13 protein-coding genes are annotated in these 16,129 nt (G+C 52.9%); 6 read left to right on the forward strand and 7 right to left on the reverse strand.

Annotated elements, in window-relative coordinates; genetic code table 11:
• Nucleotides 1–5: 5 nt before the first annotated feature.
• Nucleotides 6–2,672, reverse strand: coding sequence for a TonB-dependent receptor plug domain-containing protein (locus tag ACEVG1_RS07365; protein WP_374742979.1), 2,667 nt, complete (start codon nt 2,670–2,672; stop codon nt 6–8).
• A gap of 114 nt (nt 2,673–2,786) precedes the next feature.
• Between ACEVG1_RS07365 and purD the strand changes: the two genes are divergently transcribed.
• Nucleotides 2,787–4,061, forward strand: coding sequence for a phosphoribosylamine--glycine ligase (gene purD / locus ACEVG1_RS07370; RefSeq protein ID WP_374742980.1), 1,275 nt, complete (start codon nt 2,787–2,789; stop codon nt 4,059–4,061).
• An 11-nt stretch (nt 4,062–4,072) separates the two neighbouring features.
• On the opposite strand, the gene ACEVG1_RS07375 is transcribed toward purD, so the two are convergent.
• Nucleotides 4,073–5,233, reverse strand: coding sequence for a MalY/PatB family protein (locus ACEVG1_RS07375; RefSeq protein ID WP_374742981.1), 1,161 nt, complete (start codon nt 5,231–5,233; stop codon nt 4,073–4,075).
• Between the two features lie 254 nt (nt 5,234–5,487).
• Between ACEVG1_RS07375 and ACEVG1_RS07380 the strand changes: the two genes are divergently transcribed.
• Together ACEVG1_RS07380 and ACEVG1_RS07385 are read left to right on the forward strand one after the other, a co-directional pair.
• On the forward strand, nt 5,488–6,183 hold the full coding sequence (locus tag ACEVG1_RS07380) for a DUF1080 domain-containing protein (protein WP_374742982.1): 696 nt from the start codon (nt 5,488–5,490) through the stop codon (nt 6,181–6,183).
• A gap of 74 nt (nt 6,184–6,257) precedes the next feature.
• Nucleotides 6,258–6,380 (forward strand): hypothetical protein, encoded by a 123-nt coding sequence (locus ACEVG1_RS07385; protein WP_326327202.1) that lies wholly within the window; start codon nt 6,258–6,260, stop codon nt 6,378–6,380.
• Here ACEVG1_RS07385 and ACEVG1_RS07390 read toward each other — a convergent pair.
• From ACEVG1_RS07390 to ACEVG1_RS07405, 4 genes are all read right to left on the reverse strand, one after another.
• Entirely contained in the window at nt 6,377–7,282 is a 906-nt protein-coding gene (locus ACEVG1_RS07390) for a DMT family transporter (RefSeq protein ID WP_374742983.1), read from the reverse strand. The two genes, ACEVG1_RS07385 and ACEVG1_RS07390, sit on opposite strands and share 4 nt — an antisense overlap.
• A gap of 117 nt (nt 7,283–7,399) precedes the next feature.
• Complete coding sequence (locus ACEVG1_RS07395; RefSeq protein ID WP_374742985.1) at nt 7,400–8,308, reverse strand: hypothetical protein; 909 nt, start codon at nt 8,306–8,308, stop codon at nt 7,400–7,402.
• A gap of 29 nt (nt 8,309–8,337) precedes the next feature.
• On the reverse strand, nt 8,338–9,126 hold the full coding sequence (locus ACEVG1_RS07400; RefSeq protein ID WP_374742986.1) for a HEAT repeat domain-containing protein: 789 nt from the start codon (nt 9,124–9,126) through the stop codon (nt 8,338–8,340).
• Nucleotides 9,123–9,725 (reverse strand): RNA polymerase sigma factor, encoded by a 603-nt coding sequence (locus ACEVG1_RS07405; protein ID WP_374742987.1) that lies wholly within the window; start codon nt 9,723–9,725, stop codon nt 9,123–9,125. Before ACEVG1_RS07405 ends, ACEVG1_RS07400 begins: the two co-directional genes overlap by 4 nt.
• 94 nt (nt 9,726–9,819) lie before the next feature.
• On the opposite strand from ACEVG1_RS07405, the gene ACEVG1_RS07410 reads away from it, so the two are divergent.
• The 3 genes from ACEVG1_RS07410 to ACEVG1_RS07420 all read left to right on the forward strand — a co-directional run bounded on the left by ACEVG1_RS07410 (nt 9,820) and on the right by ACEVG1_RS07420 (nt 14,754).
• Nucleotides 9,820–11,628 (forward strand): DUF4153 domain-containing protein, encoded by a 1,809-nt coding sequence (locus tag ACEVG1_RS07410; protein WP_374742988.1) that lies wholly within the window; start codon nt 9,820–9,822, stop codon nt 11,626–11,628.
• 87 nt (nt 11,629–11,715) lie between these two features.
• The gene (locus tag ACEVG1_RS07415) at nt 11,716–14,046 is read left to right on the forward strand and encodes a hypothetical protein (RefSeq protein WP_374742989.1); all 2,331 of its coding nucleotides are present in this window, start codon (nt 11,716–11,718) and stop codon (nt 14,044–14,046) included.
• A 135-nt stretch (nt 14,047–14,181) separates the two neighbouring features.
• Complete coding sequence (locus ACEVG1_RS07420) at nt 14,182–14,754, forward strand: hypothetical protein (RefSeq protein WP_374742990.1); 573 nt, start codon at nt 14,182–14,184, stop codon at nt 14,752–14,754.
• On the opposite strand, the gene ACEVG1_RS07425 is transcribed toward ACEVG1_RS07420, so the two are convergent.
• Nucleotides 14,751–15,926 (reverse strand): amidohydrolase family protein, encoded by a 1,176-nt coding sequence (locus ACEVG1_RS07425; protein ID WP_374742991.1) that lies wholly within the window; start codon nt 15,924–15,926, stop codon nt 14,751–14,753. The genes ACEVG1_RS07420 and ACEVG1_RS07425 overlap by 4 nt on opposite strands.
• Nucleotides 15,927–16,129: the final 203 nt, after the last annotated feature.

A 16,129-nucleotide genomic window follows, 5' to 3' on the forward strand; every position in this document is an offset into this window, starting at 1 on the left:
CTTTCTTACTCAACCTTAATGTAGCGTACAGCCCGACCCAAACGGCCATATACATCCAAGCCTTCCACTACAATGCGGTAAGTGCCCGGTGTCTCGGCCGTATAAAATTCAAAAGATGCGATACCGTCTTGGCCGGAAATGATATTGGGTGCCCAATGGATCGTCGTACGCAGATCTTTCATTCCCGCCAGTGAATCGACCGGTGCACTATAGTCTGGCACGTAAAATTCGCGCACTTCGTAGTACCCTTGGGGGCTATGGGTAACAACCCCCGGGGTGTAGCTATTCTTAACGAAACCACCACTGTCGCCCCGTTTGGTCGTGATGATAATGACCCCACCACTGCCCATACTTCCATAAACGGCTATATTGCCAATGCCGCGCAGTACTTCAATCGTTTCCACATCAAACGGGCTGATCATGGAAAGTGCCTCGGCTTCCATATACATGCCATCCATTATGATTTGCATCGGTTGGTTGGGCGACCGGGTAGAGTAAGGCACACCATTCCGGAAAATAACGCCAACCAACCTCCCCTGCAGGCACGTGTTCAACGAGGGGCAGCCCATGGCCAGGTCTTCGGCAGTAATCACCTGATCGGCATTGCCGGGACCATTCAGGTTGCTCGAATGCTTGACTTTCTTTTCTACCTTCCTGGTAACATCCACTTCCTCCAGCAGGATGGTCTTTTCCTTCAGCCCGTATTTCTCCATCTCCCCGAATTGCGCCAGCGTATTTTTGAGGTAAGTTTGGATCGATTGGTTTACGTCTATGGTGGCATCGGGCGTATTTCTGTTGCGCGTCACCTGCTGCCTCGGCACTTCATCCAAAATCACATCCACATTTTTCCGGCCACGCTCATCCCGCGCCTGCACAACGAATTTGGTGTCTTCATAAAACAAAAGCCGGTCAAAGTTGAAGCGGCCTTCGGCATCGGTCACCGTATCTACCACCGCTGAGAAATTGCCCGTGGACAGAATGGTCACTATGGCATTGGGCACGGGTGTTTTGCCATTTAGTTTGGTCACCACGCCACTGATACGCAGGTCTTGCTCGGGGGCATAGGTTATGGCCGGATTCCTTCCGGCCACCAAGTCTTGCCAGTTGATACGGCTCCACCCTTGGGTGAGCATCAAGTTGTCCAGGTGTTGAAGCCGAATAAAATCCGTCTCTTCGAAATAGTAATCCGGCGTTTCTACATATCCTTTGATATCCGGGGTAAGCAACAGGTTCGCATATATATTCCCTTCGCGGGTACCACTGTCAATGGGCACTTTAACCAGGTCTACCACGGCGGCAGATAGGGTGGCTACGCGATTGGTATCGGTAGGCTGCCCAACGGTTAGCTGCGCGGTTACCTTCTTTTTCTGACCATACGTTTCATGTTCCGTTTCGATCGCCAACGGCAACAACGCGCCGTCATTCAGGTTAAAGATCGTTCGTTCGGCCACAGGGAGTTGCTCCGCAGCAAACAGGGTCACTTGCACTACACCTGCCGGCACGTCTTCGCGCGGGATGGTAAAAATCACCTCCCCTTTTGTCTGTTTGCTCTTTGATGCATAAAAAACAGTTCCGTCCCGTTGTAGCAGCAGCGAAATTTCCTGCCCCTGCACTAGGTCTTCGGTAGCGTATGCCTGTACAAAAAGCTGCTTATCCATTTGGTTATTCACCGCCAATGCATAACCGGAAGTCTTCACTTCGGGAAGTTCCACCTCGGCTTCGCTCCCATCGGCATAGGTTACCTTAGCCGTATAGCTAACGCCTCCTTGCGGGATGAAACTGAAACTACCCATACCGGCATAAGCCGACTCAAATTCTGCCAAACGGGTACCCGCCCCATCTTGGAGGAGGCCCGTCACGGCCACCCCTATCCCTTCGGGAGCCAACGCCTTGAAGGCTACCTTCGCCGGGTTGCCTGCTATCAGATGTCCCCCTTCCGGGAAAAATTGGATGCTGTTGGTGTTCGACGTGGTTTTCAGTGGTATCCGCTTATTGACGATACGCTTGTCGGCGGTAGACAGGGCAAGCCGTATTTCACCCGATTGGAGATTGAACGGCTGCTTATTGACGAAATCGAAGGCAATGCGCCCTTCCGGATCGGTGGTTTCGCGTCCGCGGGCAATATTCCGTCCCTCCATGACCACTTGGTAGTTGGCATCCATGTCTGCAAATGGCCCGCCATCCAGATCGGTAAACGAAATTTCGGCATGGACGCGGTGCACCGGGGAATTTTCGTAGGAAAAAACGCTATGGGCAACCACCTGATCGGTACGGGCATTGCCTATGGGAAGCGTACGGTCGTAAAAGATATCCGGCTCGAAGTTGCGCATCCAGTTGGTATAGGCACGGATCCGGTAGTTGCCCTCTTCAAGGGAATCCACCAGTTGGAAATCACCCATCGTTACTCCCGCAATGAGCGGTAGGCGGATGGACTGCACGACGCGGTCTTCGGGACCCACGAGATCGACATACAGGATTTTGCTCAGGCCCGAAAGCTGGTTATTGGCACCGAGGGTAACATACCCCTTAAACCAGATGTCATCGCCCACGGTATAATAGGGCTTATCCAAATGGAGGTATACTTTTTCGCGTGGGTACATGCCTGCATAGTCCTCCAGCTTAGCCAGTACCTCTTCGATCACGGGGGTGTCTTGCGCGCGGACTATCGGCATAGCCAACCAGCACACTATCAATAGGGAAAGAAAACGATGTAAGCGCATTATTCCATAGCTCAATTGGTTCGAACGTAATATGGTAAATATAGGTAAAAAAAATATCTTTGCAAGATGAATATCCTTATCGTAGGCTCCGGCGGCCGGGAAAGTGCGTTCGCTTGGAAGATGGCCCAAAGCCCACAGATCACCCAACTATACATCGCACCCGGCAATGCGGGCACCAGCCGTTATGGCCAGAACATTCCCATTAAGGTTACCGATTTCGAAGGCATTGCAACGTTTGTGCTAGAGCAGGCAATTGATATGGTGGTTGTAGGCCCCGAGGAGCCGCTGGTAAAAGGCATCCATGACTATTTCCTTAACCGTGCCGACCTGCGGCATATCCCGGTCATCGGCCCGCAACAACAAGGGGCCCAACTGGAAGGCAGCAAGGATTTCTCCAAGCGCTTCATGGCACGCCACGGCATTCCCACCGCTGCGTCGCAATCGTTCACCCGTGCCACATTGCCGGAGGGACTGGCCTACCTCAAGACACAGAAGCTCCCCATCGTGCTGAAAGCCGATGGGCTGGCGGCGGGAAAAGGCGTACTGATCTGCACGTCCCTGGAAGAAGCCCAAACGGAACTGAAGGCGATGTTGGCAGATGCCAAATTCGGCGAAGCAAGCAGTACCGTCGTTATCGAGGAGCATCTTTCGGGCATCGAGCTGTCCGTGTTCGTACTCACGGATGGCGATACGTATAAAGTGCTGCCGGCCGCCAAGGATTATAAACGCATCGGCGAGGGCGATACCGGGCTCAATACCGGTGGCATGGGTTCGGTATCACCCGTTCCTTTTGCCGACAACGAGTTCCTCGACAAAGTGGAGGAACGCATCATCATCCCGACCGTCGAAGGGCTAAAAAAAGACAACATCCCCTACAAAGGGTTTATTTTCATCGGCCTGATGAATATGGAAGGCAATCCTTACGTCATCGAATACAATGTACGTATGGGCGATCCTGAAACGGAGAGCGTATTGCCGCGCCTGGAAAGTGACCTGGTAGACCTCTTGCAGGGTGTGGCCCAAGGGAACCTGGTGGATCGGTCGTTTACACTTTCGCCCAAAACGGCGGCTACCGTCGTATTGGTGGCTGGCGGCTATCCCGGCCCTTATGAGTCGGGCAAAGTCATCAGCAACATCGAGAGCGTCAAAGATTCCCTGGTTTTCCATGCCGGCACGGCAGCGGAAGATGGGGTAGTAAAAACTGCCGGGGGGCGTGTAATTGCGGTCACCGCATTGGAAGACACCTTGTTCGACGCTTTGCAGCAAGCCACCGCCGACGCGGGGCGTATCTATTTCGAAGGCAAAAATTTCCGTCGGGATATCGGGTTTGACCTCCTGTAACCGGTCATTCCTTAACCTGCCGTTATCCCCTTCGCAAAGCGGGCCAGCCCCTCTTCAAGCAGCGATCGGGGGCACGCAATGTTCATGCGGAGAAAACCTTCACCTGCATCGCCATACAGGGTGCCGGGGTTAAGCCATACTTTTTCATTACGGACCAGCCTTTCGGTGAAGTCGGCCGACGAGGTGAGGATCGCACGGCAGTCAAGCCACGCCAAGTAGGTGGCTTCCAACGGCACAACGTTGATCTGTGGCAGGTGCACCGAGCAGAAGTCGGTCAAATAAGCAAAATTACCGCTGAGATAAGCTAGAAGCGAAGCTAGCCAACCCTCGCCCTGTTCGTAAGCGGCTATGAGTGCTTCGATAGCAAATGGACTCAACAGCTCCATTTCCTGTACCGTTAGCAAATGCCGGATCCTTTCCATGAGGTCTGCATGCTCGGAAAACAGGTAGCCTACCTGCAGTCCGGCCAAGTTGAAGGTCTTGCTCGGGGAGCTCACGGTCACGGACCGGGGTCCTTTTGCGCTGCCCAACGAGGCGAATGGAACGTGTTTATGCCCTTCGTACACCAAATCCGAATGTATTTCGTCCGCCAGGACCGTCACCCCGTGCCGGGCACAAATTTCGCCCATTCGGTGGAGTTCCTCGGTCGTCCATACGCGCCCCGCGGGGTTGTGGGGATTGCATAGCATCAGCAGCTTCACGGCGGGGTCTGCCGCCTTCACTTCCAAATCTGCGTAATCCATGCCATACGTTCCATCTGCAAAACAGAGGTTGTTTTCAACCACTTGCCTTTCGCAGTGGGCAATAGCAATATAAAAATGGTTGTAAACCGGCGGCTGCACCAACACCTTATCGCCAGCGGCCGTAAGCGCCCTAATGATAGCGGACAAGGCAGGTATGACCCCGGTAACCGGCCGGATCCATTCTTTCTGCAGCGTGTATCCATGCCGTTTTTGCCACCATCCGATGATTGCCTCAAAAAAGCGGGTAGGTGTTTGCGTGTAGCCGAATACGCCATGCGCTACACGGGCTTGCAGAGCTTCTTGGACAGCCGGGGCTGTTTTGAAATCCATGTCGGCAATCCACATGGGCAGTACATCGGGTTCTGTCGCATCCCACTTGATGCAGTTGGTTCGTTGGCGGTCTACGTACTCGTCGAAATGAAAATCCATAGCTCGTTGTTATCTGCGTTGCTAATATAGGATTAACCCCGATTTATCGTACGTACTAAGTTACATTCCTTTTTTCCAATGTGCCCCCAGCTTTTATACCTGTATACAGGTGTTTACCTCGGATAAAAACCTGGAATGCCATCGATATATCAAAGCTACCTCAAAACCAACAGTTTGTGGCAGCTATTGTGGCAATGCGAATTTCTTATTAGCTTTATGACCTGTGGTCCCTGAAAAGAAAAATGCGAACGATTATGTATACAAAGCTACCGTTTATCACACTTACGATGACCGCCGTTGCATATGTAATGCCTGGATTTTCCCAATCCGTTAAGCTGTTTAACGGTACGGATTTGACCGGCTGGCATGCCGATGTGCCTGCCATGGACAACGCGGCGGACGTAGCGAGCCCTTTTCTGGTGCGGGGGGGGTTGTTGGTGAGCATGGGCAATCCAAACGGCCATCTCATTACGGACCGCTCCTACAAAAATTACCGCTTGGAAGTCGAATACCGCTTCGCCGGAGAACCGGGCAACTGCGGGGTATTGGTACACGCATCCACACCGCGCATCCTTTACGGGATGTTCCCACAATCTATCGAAGTGCAGATGATGCATGATAATGCGGGCGATTTCTGGTGCATCCGTGAGGACATCCGTGTGCCTGATATGGAAGCCCGACGGGGTCCGGAGGCCGAATGGGGCACCTCTGAGGGCAAAGCCCGCCGAATCAAAAACCTTACCGACGGTTCGGAAGCCCCCCTTGGCGAATGGAACCGCATGACCATCGAGGTGCTGGATAGGCATATCCGTGTATGGGTGAATGGCGGCTTGGTCAACGACGGTTTCGACTGCACCGTAAGTGAAGGACAGATTGCCCTCCAGGCAGAAGGGGCCGAGGTGGAGTTCCGGAAAGTACTGCTGACACCCATTGATCGGCTTTCGCCTTAAAAACCCTATACCGCGGTATTTCCCCAAAACCTTATGGGTTTTTTGTTGTTGTAAGCCTAATTGAAGTAACGACTATGAACAAATTATTCAGGGCGCTGATAGCAGGATGGGGTGCGAAAAAACTTGGATTCGGATGTTTCGGAACCATTATTGTCTTTATCATCCTATATTATCTATTGGGCTACGTATTCGGCTAAGGCGTGGCCCCGGCCGTCCCTACACGCGCCCGTTTCGGCTTCCACTGTACCAAATAGACCCCCAGCAGGATTAACATGCCCCCCAAGGCATGCGACCACCCCAGCCGTTCCCCGTCGAGCACCCCCCACATCACCGCCACAATGGGCATGAGGTAGGTAACCATCGATGCGAATATAGCGGAAGTCATCTGGAGCAACTTATAAAACAGGATCATGGCCAATGCCGTACCCACCAAGCCAAGGATGGCTACATATCCCAATCCCTGCCATTGACCCGCCGTACCGGCAAATGTGCTAAAGAAACCGGTAAGCCCGAGAATGAGCAACGAGGGGCCGAACCAAATGGTAAAGACCGCAGCAGACAGCTTAAAGGAGGGGATGCCCGAAAGATACCGGTTGATGATCAGGCCGTTCATGCCGTAAAAAGCGGTGGCCAGTACGATAAGGAGCGAGTGCAGCACATCGCTTTCTCCGCCGTTGGCATCGCCGCCCATTAGCATGGCAGCCCCAACAAAACCGATGGCCGCACCGATCACCTGCCATACCCGGCTTTTGACGCCGAAAAAAAGGAATCCGAACAAAAGGATGAACATGGGCACAAGGGAATCGAGGATTCCCGCCATAGAACTACTTACGCGCTCCTGCGCCAGCGGAAACAGAAACATCGGAATGAAATTTCCCATTCCTCCCCCTGCAATAACCCAAGGCATGAGTTTCTTTGGAATGTGCTTAAAGCTCCGTATCCCAAAAAAGACCAAGGCCAAACCGGCGATACACAGGCGCAATGCGCCGACTTGCATGGGCGTATAAATCACCAAACTTTGCTTGATGAGAATAAAGGAACTGCCCCACGTAAGTGTAAGGATACCCAATATTAGCCACTTCTGGTACGCCGGATGCACAGAAAAAAATTTGCGCTAATCTCCGGTTTTTCTTTAAAATAAGCGTATGCCAACGCAAAAATGACAGCGCCCCTACATCCATATGCGGGGCGCTGTGCACGGATGTTGTAGAACTAGCTAGTTCGTACGCAAGTATACGTTCTTGTAGGTCGATTTCAGGATGAGGTCGACACCCCCACCATTGATGGTACCTTCGATGTTCTCCTGTATCCCGCCGCGAAACATGCTTGCGATTGAAATACCGGTACCCGACGATGGCGGCGCTGACATCACAATGTCGGGCATGGAATCCAGCCTTTCTGCCAGCTTAGCCCTGGCTTCTTCTTCAGCTAACCTAGCCGCGCTCCTTTCATCATCCAGCGCCTTGGGCGTAATCGCCACATTGAAGTCGCCCGCTGCATACAGTTTGCCATAACCCGTACTCATGGTCAGGTTGGCCTTGGTCGATGCCGGCATGGCCACATCCACATGGCCGTAAACCGAAACGATGGATACGGGTCCCTTGATGTCGTTGGCAAAAGTAGCCTCAATGTTTTTGTAAAGGTTTTTGATGTTCATGGGGCCACTGTTGTTTTCCAGAACGACGTCATTATAAGACGTAGAGACCTCGATTTCACCCTTCATGTTCTTGATCAGCAAGGTATCGGCAAAGATGGCCTTGTTATTGCTGAAAACGACATCGACCGTATGCGGCACCCGGATGTACAAGACATCGCTACGATCGCTGTTCCCGACAGGGTTTACCGTTATATCATCGCCCTTTTTTGCCACATTGATGCCCAACCCGGTATTGTCGATGAAGCCCGAGCTGCTCAACGCCTGCAACCCTTTGGCCCGTTCGTCTTCTTCATCAGGAGCCCCCTGGTTACTGAAAATAATCTCATTGCCTGCATAGCCTTCGATGCGGGCTCCGTTGAGGTTGACGTAAAGTTTTCCCGAAGGTCTGGCCACTTTGTATTGCTTCTGCGCCCACACTGGAAGGCAAAAGGCCAAAAGCAACGCCAGTGTAATTGTCTGTCTTTTCATCGTATTCAATTTTTGTAATTTATGTATGCTTAAAGTTTCTCTTGATATAGCAGCACGGCATAGGCCTCGTCTTTCACCGCTTCGAACGTATAGGGGTTCCGTGCCACCGAAAACAATGCCTCTTCGATGCCGAGATGATCAATCTGCGCGGCAATCCGCACGATACCTAGCTGCACCAATGGATCATCTTGGGTAGTAAGGGCCGTAGCCAGCAGGTCGGCCACCTGCGGATCATCGAGGTGGCGGCTCAACACGTCGAGAGCGGCCAAACGTACGTTCGTGTTCCCGTCACGGTTCATGGTCTGCGACAGCATGGTGACCAGCTGTTCATCCATATGTTCCGACTGCTCGATTTCCAGGATAGCGGCCAGACGCGTGCTTGCCGAGGTGCTGTCAGCCAGCCGAACGGCGAGTGGAGCCGGTGCCGGCTCACGATGGACCATGGTGTTGCGTATGGCTGGTTGTTTGGGTTCCTTGGCGGGCGCTTCTGCTGCCGCCCCCACGTCGGGTTTAGCCGTAGGCTCATCGGAAGGCGGTACCCGTTCAACAACGTGCTGTACGATTTGGGGTTCGGCAGGGCGCTGTGTTCCGTCGCCATCAAAAAACAGGTAGGTACACAGCCCGATAAGCAATGACGCCGCAACCAGCCAGGCTGCACGCCGGTACCGTGGCAAAACATGACGTCTGCTGGTAGGTTCCGGCATACGCGCTTCCGGCTTAAGCTGCGTCTGCAAGCGCTGGAGCACACCCGTGGGCGGATCCAACAGATCGAACGCCTCTCGGTGCTGTTTTACAAATTTCTTTAGTGGGTCGTTCATAACAATGTCCTATCTTTCAGTGACTGGATTATTTTTTTCTTGGCACGGTGGTATTGTGTGCGCACCGTACTGTGCGAAATGCCCAGCATCCCTGCAATTTCCTCTTGTGGGATATCTTCAAAGAGATACAGGTTCAATATGGTCTTATACCCTTGTGGCAGTTGATCGATGGCCTCCTTTACATCCTCCACCCTGCAATCAAACAGCTGATCCGCTTCTAGGTCATAGCCCTCCTCATCGGGAATATCCAGCCCCCCCGTATCGGAGAAAATGATTTTCCTCTTCCGCAGGTGGGTAATGGAGCGGTTAAGTGCGATCCGGTGAACCCAAGAGCCGAAACTCGTCGCGCTCTGCAGCCTATGGATATCGGAAAAGGCGTGGTAGAAAGACTCCTGCAGGATGTCTTCGGCCTCGGCCGTATGTGATACGATGCGGCAGATGGAGTTATAAACGGGGCGGGCGTATCTGTTGTACAGTGCCGTAAAACCCGTGTCATGCCCTTGGTGGCACAAGGCAACTAATTCGATTTCATCCTTTTTATCCGTAGGCTGCAAGTGATCTTCGTTATGTGATTCACTGTTAAGTCGCGGGTTGCCCATAAATGTTGCATGGCAAATTACTAGTAAAGTAAAAAATATTCGCTGGTTTATGTTTAATTTTATCTCCCATAATCGGTTAATAAATCCGCACGCCATGAAATTCCCCTCGCTTGCCAGCCTTTCAAGAAACGCCATTGCCATTGCCCAACGGTTTCCTACGGTGTTCATCGTCGTGGTCTTCGCCACGCTATTGGCGTGCTTCCTGATCGGTGAGCCAACCATCGACGCGAGGCTGGAAAATCAACTTTGGCAGCTATTGGCTACCTGCGGTCTGCTACTTACGCTAGGCCTTGCTGTCGACCTTTTTGCCGAATCGAGGGAGTATGCTGGCATCCGCAAGTGGGTCCTTCGGCTTGCGGCGATCATCTTGTGTGCCGTACTGTATGCTGTGCTCGACCCCGCCCTGTATCGTACCGATGTGGTACGGTTGGGCCTGCTTGCTTTTGCCTTCCACCACTTGGTGGCCTTCGCCCCTTTCATCAAACGTGGCAGCAACATCCAATTCTGGCACTTCAATAAAGCCCTGTTCTTGCGTTTGCTCACCGCTGTTCTTTACTCGGCATCTTTATATGCGGGGCTTGCGGTGGCTATCTTTGGGGTGGAGGAGCTTTTCAACCTCGACCTACCTTCGGAAATCTATGGCCAGCTTTTCGCCGTAGTGGCCATCGGCTTCAACACCCTGTTTTTCCTGGCGGGCGTACCCACCGTGTTCGACTCCGCAACAACAGGGGCATCCTACCCAAAAGGACTCAAGATATTTACGCAGTATGTGCTCATACCGCTGATGACCATCTACTTGGCTATTTTGCTGCTCTATGAAGTAAAGATACTCGTCGACTGGGAAATGCCGAAGGGCATCGTGGCTATGCTCATTTCAGGTTACGCGGTGTTTGGCATCCTGTCGTTGTTGCTCGTATGGCCCATCCGAGACGACGAAGGGAACCGTTGGTTAACCCTGTTTTCAAAGTCGTTCTACCTCACCATGATACCGCTCATCGTCTTGCTGGTCCTAGCCGTTTACCAGCGCGTATCTTACTATGGGCTTACAGAGGAACGCCACCTACTGGTGGTGCTTGCCCTATGGCTGGCCGGCACGGCCACCTATTTCCTGTGCTTCCGAAAAGGCGACATCCAACTGATTCCGGTCAGTCTTGCCGTATTGGCATTGTTGAGCACCTTCGGCCCGCAGAGCGCCACCCATGTATCGCGCCATTCGCAGCAGCGGCGGCTCGCCGAGACGCTCAACGCCGCTACGGAAGGTACAGACCAGCGGCCGAGCATCATCACTTATCTGTTGGAAGCGCATGGCCTGCAATCCCTACAGGCGTTTACCCAAGTGGATCTGCGCAGCCTTGATCGCGAAATCGATGCAACCAACGCTGAGCTGCCACCCTACCGCATCACATGGTTGAAACGAGACACCATCTTCGCCCTCTTGGAAGTGCCGCTCAGCGGAGCGTCCGAAGGGAGGTATCTCTCGATTTACCGCGAGGGCCCGGACGTGATACCGATACAGGGATACGACTATGGCTATCGGATCGAGCCGTACCGTACCGACTCGGCCACGGCACGTATCGGGACGAACGACGTTCGCATTTCCGTAGAACGGGATGGTGTACTGGCTATTAAGGTAGCCATGCAAAACGACAGCACCCTCTTGTTCGATTTGGCACCTTTGGTCGACGAAATCTACCAAGCGCATAAAAATGGGCAGCTTACTCAGCGGGGAAATGATGGGACCGGCTTTCTATATCCTGCAGAAAAGATGGAAACCACCCGGGAAAACAACCATTTTACGATAACGTTGCTCTTGGACCAAGTGAATGGCGACTTCCTGGCACCCCACGAGGAGTCGAGCCACGGTATATACGCCACCGGCTACTTGCTGTTCAAGGAAAAGTAACCCGTCTCCGTAAAATACCTATTTATAGGTATTGCCTGTCCTCGCTCGTTTGCCGAGATTCACATGGATTTATTTATGGAAGACAATATGGCAACGAGTATACTTTATGATTTCTTCCTGAAATTCTACCGTACCATCAAACACAATATTTTTTACATTCTTCTGTCGCTGGCCGTGCCCCTGATATTGTGGAAAGTACAGGTAGGCCGTGACATTGTGGTCAGCCTCACCGAGCCTGGCAGCTACGGCTATTTAAATATCCCCCTGCTTATCGCCGCATTTTCCTTGCTTGCGTTGAGTAATTGGGTCATCCCTGTGGTGGCTATTGATCTGTGGGCACTGATTATGCGGCGGCCAGTGAAATCCCAGCGGCTATACGGTGGGCTGATTGCACTTTACAATGGCGATACAGTCACCGGGCGGATGCAGTTCCCCATCCGGTATTTTGCCAGTCTGCCATGGGTAATCTTTCTCTATGTAACGGTCCTCTCCTTTTTCCCTGCCCGACCCGTTATTGCCGTGGCGGTCATCGCCGGATTAGTGCTATCGGTCTTTCTGCTCGATTGGGCATACCGTCGCAAAAGGGTGCCGCGGCTATTTCAGGGTTTGTGGGACAATGTTGCCGAGACCAAAGCGGGCAACCGTATGAAAGCGCTGCGCTACGTAGGGGTGATGAGCCTCGTATTTGCCCTCTTCCTTGTAGTAGTCGGCGCGTTGGGATTTTGGTTGCGTGCCACCACGGCCGGCCTTACGGCCCTCGTGGTGGGGGCCAACTTCGTGGGTCTCCTGGCCAACTATGCCTACATGAAGTTTGCGGAAAACGTGGACGTGCGCGTGGTCGATATCTCCTACTTCGTAAGCAAATACATCCATATCCTTTCGCTTTCGTTCACGGTGGTTGTAGCGGTGTTGCTGCAAACCAGCAACAGCCGGGCGTGGCCAGTTGAAATCGGCCAGTTATCTCCCATTTTCGTGTTGATCATTGGGATCTCGCTATACTTGTTTCTGGCCGATGTGCTGGTAACGGCCCAGCTGAATGTGACGGCCATCTACAATAGCGACCCCGCAAAATACGGTCGCGAGCGACCGGAGAATCCACCGAAAGCGGCGTGGGTCTGGTATCGGCCGTTGGTACGGGTTGTTGCTGTGGCCGCTATCTTTCTATTCTTATTTAACTCCATCAATTCGCACCGTATCCGCCGAATGATGGCGCCGCCCGAACAGGGCCCTTCAGCAGCAGCCAGACCAAGTTTGACCGACTATTTCGACAGTTGGGCGGCAAAACGCATGCCCAATCGAGGGGACACGCTTGACGTGTACCTGGTTTCCGGCCAGGGGGGCGGCTCGCGTGCGGCGGTATGGTTCTTCATGGCCATGAACTACCTAGACAGCTTGGAAAGCACGCCTGCCAGCCGGTTTTCAGACCGGGTGTTTTCCATATCCACCGTTTCAGGATCCACATCGGGTGCTGCCATGTTCTTGGCTGACAAGTACCTGGATATACCGCGAAACGCGGCGTCGATCGTGCCCCGCATGAAAACCATCTACGGCAGGAATTACCTCAGCAGCTCCTTTTGGGGCATATTAGTCGGCGACAGCTTCGAAGGCGCCAAGCACGAAGTTTTCAGCAAGCTCGCGCACCCGCAAAAGACTTTTCCAAAAGATCGGAACTATTATTTCCAGGAGGAAGAGGTACGCGGATACACAAGTGCCACACCGACGGTCGACGCTGCGCAAATAGACGGCTTTTTCAGGGACGACTACCTAACGCCCTACGTTGCCGAAGGTTCGGCGGCACCCCGCGCCGATTTACCTCTCTTTTTCATCAACAGTGCCATTGTCGAATCGGGGGAACGCGGTGTGTTTTCGCCGGTTGATCTTACCGGTTTCAGCCTGGCTGCCGACCTGTATGGCCTTTTTAAGCAGCACCACCCAAGGTACAACCTCCCCTTCATCGCCTGCGTCAACCAAAGCCAGGCCTTTCCGGTAATCAATGCTTACAATTACCTCGACGGTGCCGGCCGATTAATCGATGGCGGGATCTACGAAAACTCGGGCACAACGACCACGTTGGAAGTATACGAAGCCCTGAAGCGGCACATTGAATCATACCCGGACACCGCCAAGACCATCAAGCTGGTTTGCATCAATATCGTAAATACGAACATGGACACCGCCAAAGACAGTGTCCGCTTCCGCCCCGCCTCGGTGCTCAATACGCTCACAGCAGCCTTCCAGAGTCCGTTTGGCGGACATGAACAGTTTAGCTACCGGAATATCATGAGGCGGGTAGCGCCTCCCGACACGGTCTTTTCATTCGCATTGGACAGGTCTGTGCCCCTCACCCGGATGCTGCAACCGGCGGCCATCGACACCATGTACGTGGCCCTCCGGGGGAGGGGCGTGCGCCATCGGTAAAAGCCGCGATCACAAATCAGTTGGGTTGCCGTTGCCTACCTGCAAAAGTTTGGCTACCTTCGCAGCGCAACGCTGGTGTTGCACAGGGTATCGCAACCCGGTATATCCAGCGTCTGCGTTCAAGGGTATACGCATTTGAAGACAACAATAGCCAAAGTCATATCCACCGTAGGTCACCCTTTTCTGACCGTTCCGCTATTTGCTGTTTTCTTACTTTTCAGTATTGAATCAACGCAACGAGCCATCTACCTCTCCCTACTGATCGTGGGTGGTATCTTCTTACCTATCGGGGTGAGGACCATCTGGGGGGTACGGAAGGGAACGTACACCAACCTAGATGTATCAGACCAAGCGCAACGGCAAAAATGGTTCGTTGCCACCATCCTCCTCCTATTGCTTGTTACCATCATCGTGTGGGCCACGAATCAAGCGTGGACACTTCGGCTGGCTTTAGCCTGTGCTTTGGGGCTACTGTTGCTAGCACAGTTGGTAAATAGGCGGATAAAGGCCTCCATGCACCTGGCCTTCCATGCATTCCTGGGGTTTCTGGTCCTTTCACTCAACTGGATTGCGGGGGTGTGTTTCCTGCTGTTTGCCGTACCGCTGGCCTGGTCACGGATACACCTGGGCCGCCATATTTGGAAAGAGGTGGTGGTAGGCATGGGTTTGGGGACGCTGCTGGGCATCGCATTTTGGATATTGCATTAAACCAAGCGCATCACCTCGGTGTCGGGGGTAATGGCGAGCCCCCGGGTCTTGGTGAGCAGGTTCAGGCCGGGCGTCTTGCCACTTTCCAACGACCCATACGCGTCAGCGACACCTAGGAAACGTGCGCCATTGATGGTAGCCCATTGGATGGTGTCGGTAAACGAAAGCTCCGGAAAATATTGGTGGATAGCCTTCAATTCAGATAAAATACATAGGCAATCATTCGAGGCAAGACTGTCCGTCCCCAAGGTGATCGTATGCCCATACTGGACAAAGTGAGGAACCTTTGGCAGCGTTCCCTCGATATATAGGTTTGCGTTGGGGCAGAAACACCAAGTGACGTTCCTCCGCTGCCGTTCAATGAAAAAGATATCCTTTGCCGTTGTGTAGGTATTGTGTACAAGCAAAACCGATGTGTCGGTCGCCAAGTAGGGCATAACCGTATGCAGGGAATTTCGTGCCTGCGCTTTGAAATCGGTGATATCCTTGCCCAAGGCCCTGTAAAAGTCGACAAACTGCCCTTCCTTATACCGGAACAACCGGTTCTCGGCTTCGCTTTCCTGGTTATGTATACTCAACGGCATTCGCTGCCTACGGGCCCCTTCATCGATCAGCTTGAATAATTCTTTGGATACGGAATAGGGTGCGTGTGCGGTAATGGAACAATCGGTCTTCCCAAATTGGGCGGCGACAGCCATTGCCTCGGCCAATTTGCCCCCGGCCAAGGCCGATTCAAACCCCAGCACTTCCACAAAGGTGTGGTAATGTAATTTGCTGGCTTTTTTTATAGCGGCCGAAATACATGTGTTCGCGTGGTCTCCCACGGCGACGATACCGTTGTCGTAAAGCTGTTTGTCTGCCGCCTTCATTGCATCTACCACCGTGGCTTCGTCGGCGGTCCGTTGTGCCATCACCTGTTGCAGGAACGGAACCAATCCGGTACCTTTCGGAATAACCCCTTTCATATGCGAAAGCTCGAGGTGGCAATGCGTGTTTACGAAGCCCGGTGTAATGATGCCGGCGTGCCGCTGGATCGCCTTTCCGGATATGGCCCGGCTTGCGGGTGGATAAACACCTCGGATAATACCATCGTCGGTTACTTCGACAATACCATCTTTGATGGCTTTTCCGGTAATCGGCAGCACATAGCTCGCCGAAAAATAGGTATTCATAGTCGCATGGGTTTCATCGTTGGTCGCAGTCAAATAAACCGAAACACACTTGCCCAAGGTTACGATGACCTGGGATCACTTCCTTCACAGAGCCAATTACCTATCGTGTCATTCAGGTTAGGCTTAATTTGACGTAATACACTGCCTTTTTTTTGGCTACTACTTCGTTCTGTTTTCTTGAGGTAGGCGCCCTGCTATCTCTT

This window comes from Parapedobacter sp. 2B3 (assembly GCF_041925275.1).
Classification (GTDB): domain Bacteria; phylum Bacteroidota; class Bacteroidia; order Sphingobacteriales; family Sphingobacteriaceae; genus Parapedobacter; species Parapedobacter pyrenivorans_A.

Bases quoted from the DNA above. Each gene is read 5' to 3' on its own strand.
- ACEVG1_RS07380 (WP_374742982.1), top strand. From the start codon at position 5,488: ATGTATACAAAGCTACCGTTTATCACACTTACGATGACCGCCGTTGCA.
- ACEVG1_RS07415 (WP_374742989.1), top strand. From the start codon at position 11,716: ATGGCAACGAGTATACTTTATGATTTCTTCCTGAAATTCTACCGTACC.
- ACEVG1_RS07405 (WP_374742987.1), bottom strand. From the start codon at position 9,725: ATGGGCAACCCGCGACTTAACAGTGAATCACATAACGAAGATCACTTG.
- ACEVG1_RS07410 (WP_374742988.1), top strand. From the start codon at position 9,820: ATGAAATTCCCCTCGCTTGCCAGCCTTTCAAGAAACGCCATTGCCATT.
- purD (WP_374742980.1), top strand. From the start codon at position 2,787: ATGAATATCCTTATCGTAGGCTCCGGCGGCCGGGAAAGTGCGTTCGCT.
- ACEVG1_RS07365 (WP_374742979.1), bottom strand. From the start codon at position 2,672: ATGCCGATAGTCCGCGCGCAAGACACCCCCGTGATCGAAGAGGTACTG.
- ACEVG1_RS07400 (WP_374742986.1), bottom strand. From the start codon at position 9,126: ATGAACGACCCACTAAAGAAATTTGTAAAACAGCACCGAGAGGCGTTC.
- ACEVG1_RS07375 (WP_374742981.1), bottom strand. From the start codon at position 5,233: ATGGATTTTCATTTCGACGAGTACGTAGACCGCCAACGAACCAACTGC.
- ACEVG1_RS07425 (WP_374742991.1), bottom strand. From the start codon at position 15,926: ATGAATACCTATTTTTCGGCGAGCTATGTGCTGCCGATTACCGGAAAA.
- ACEVG1_RS07385 (WP_326327202.1), top strand. From the start codon at position 6,258: ATGAACAAATTATTCAGGGCGCTGATAGCAGGATGGGGTGCGAAAAAA.
- ACEVG1_RS07395 (WP_374742985.1), bottom strand. From the start codon at position 8,308: ATGAAAAGACAGACAATTACACTGGCGTTGCTTTTGGCCTTTTGCCTT.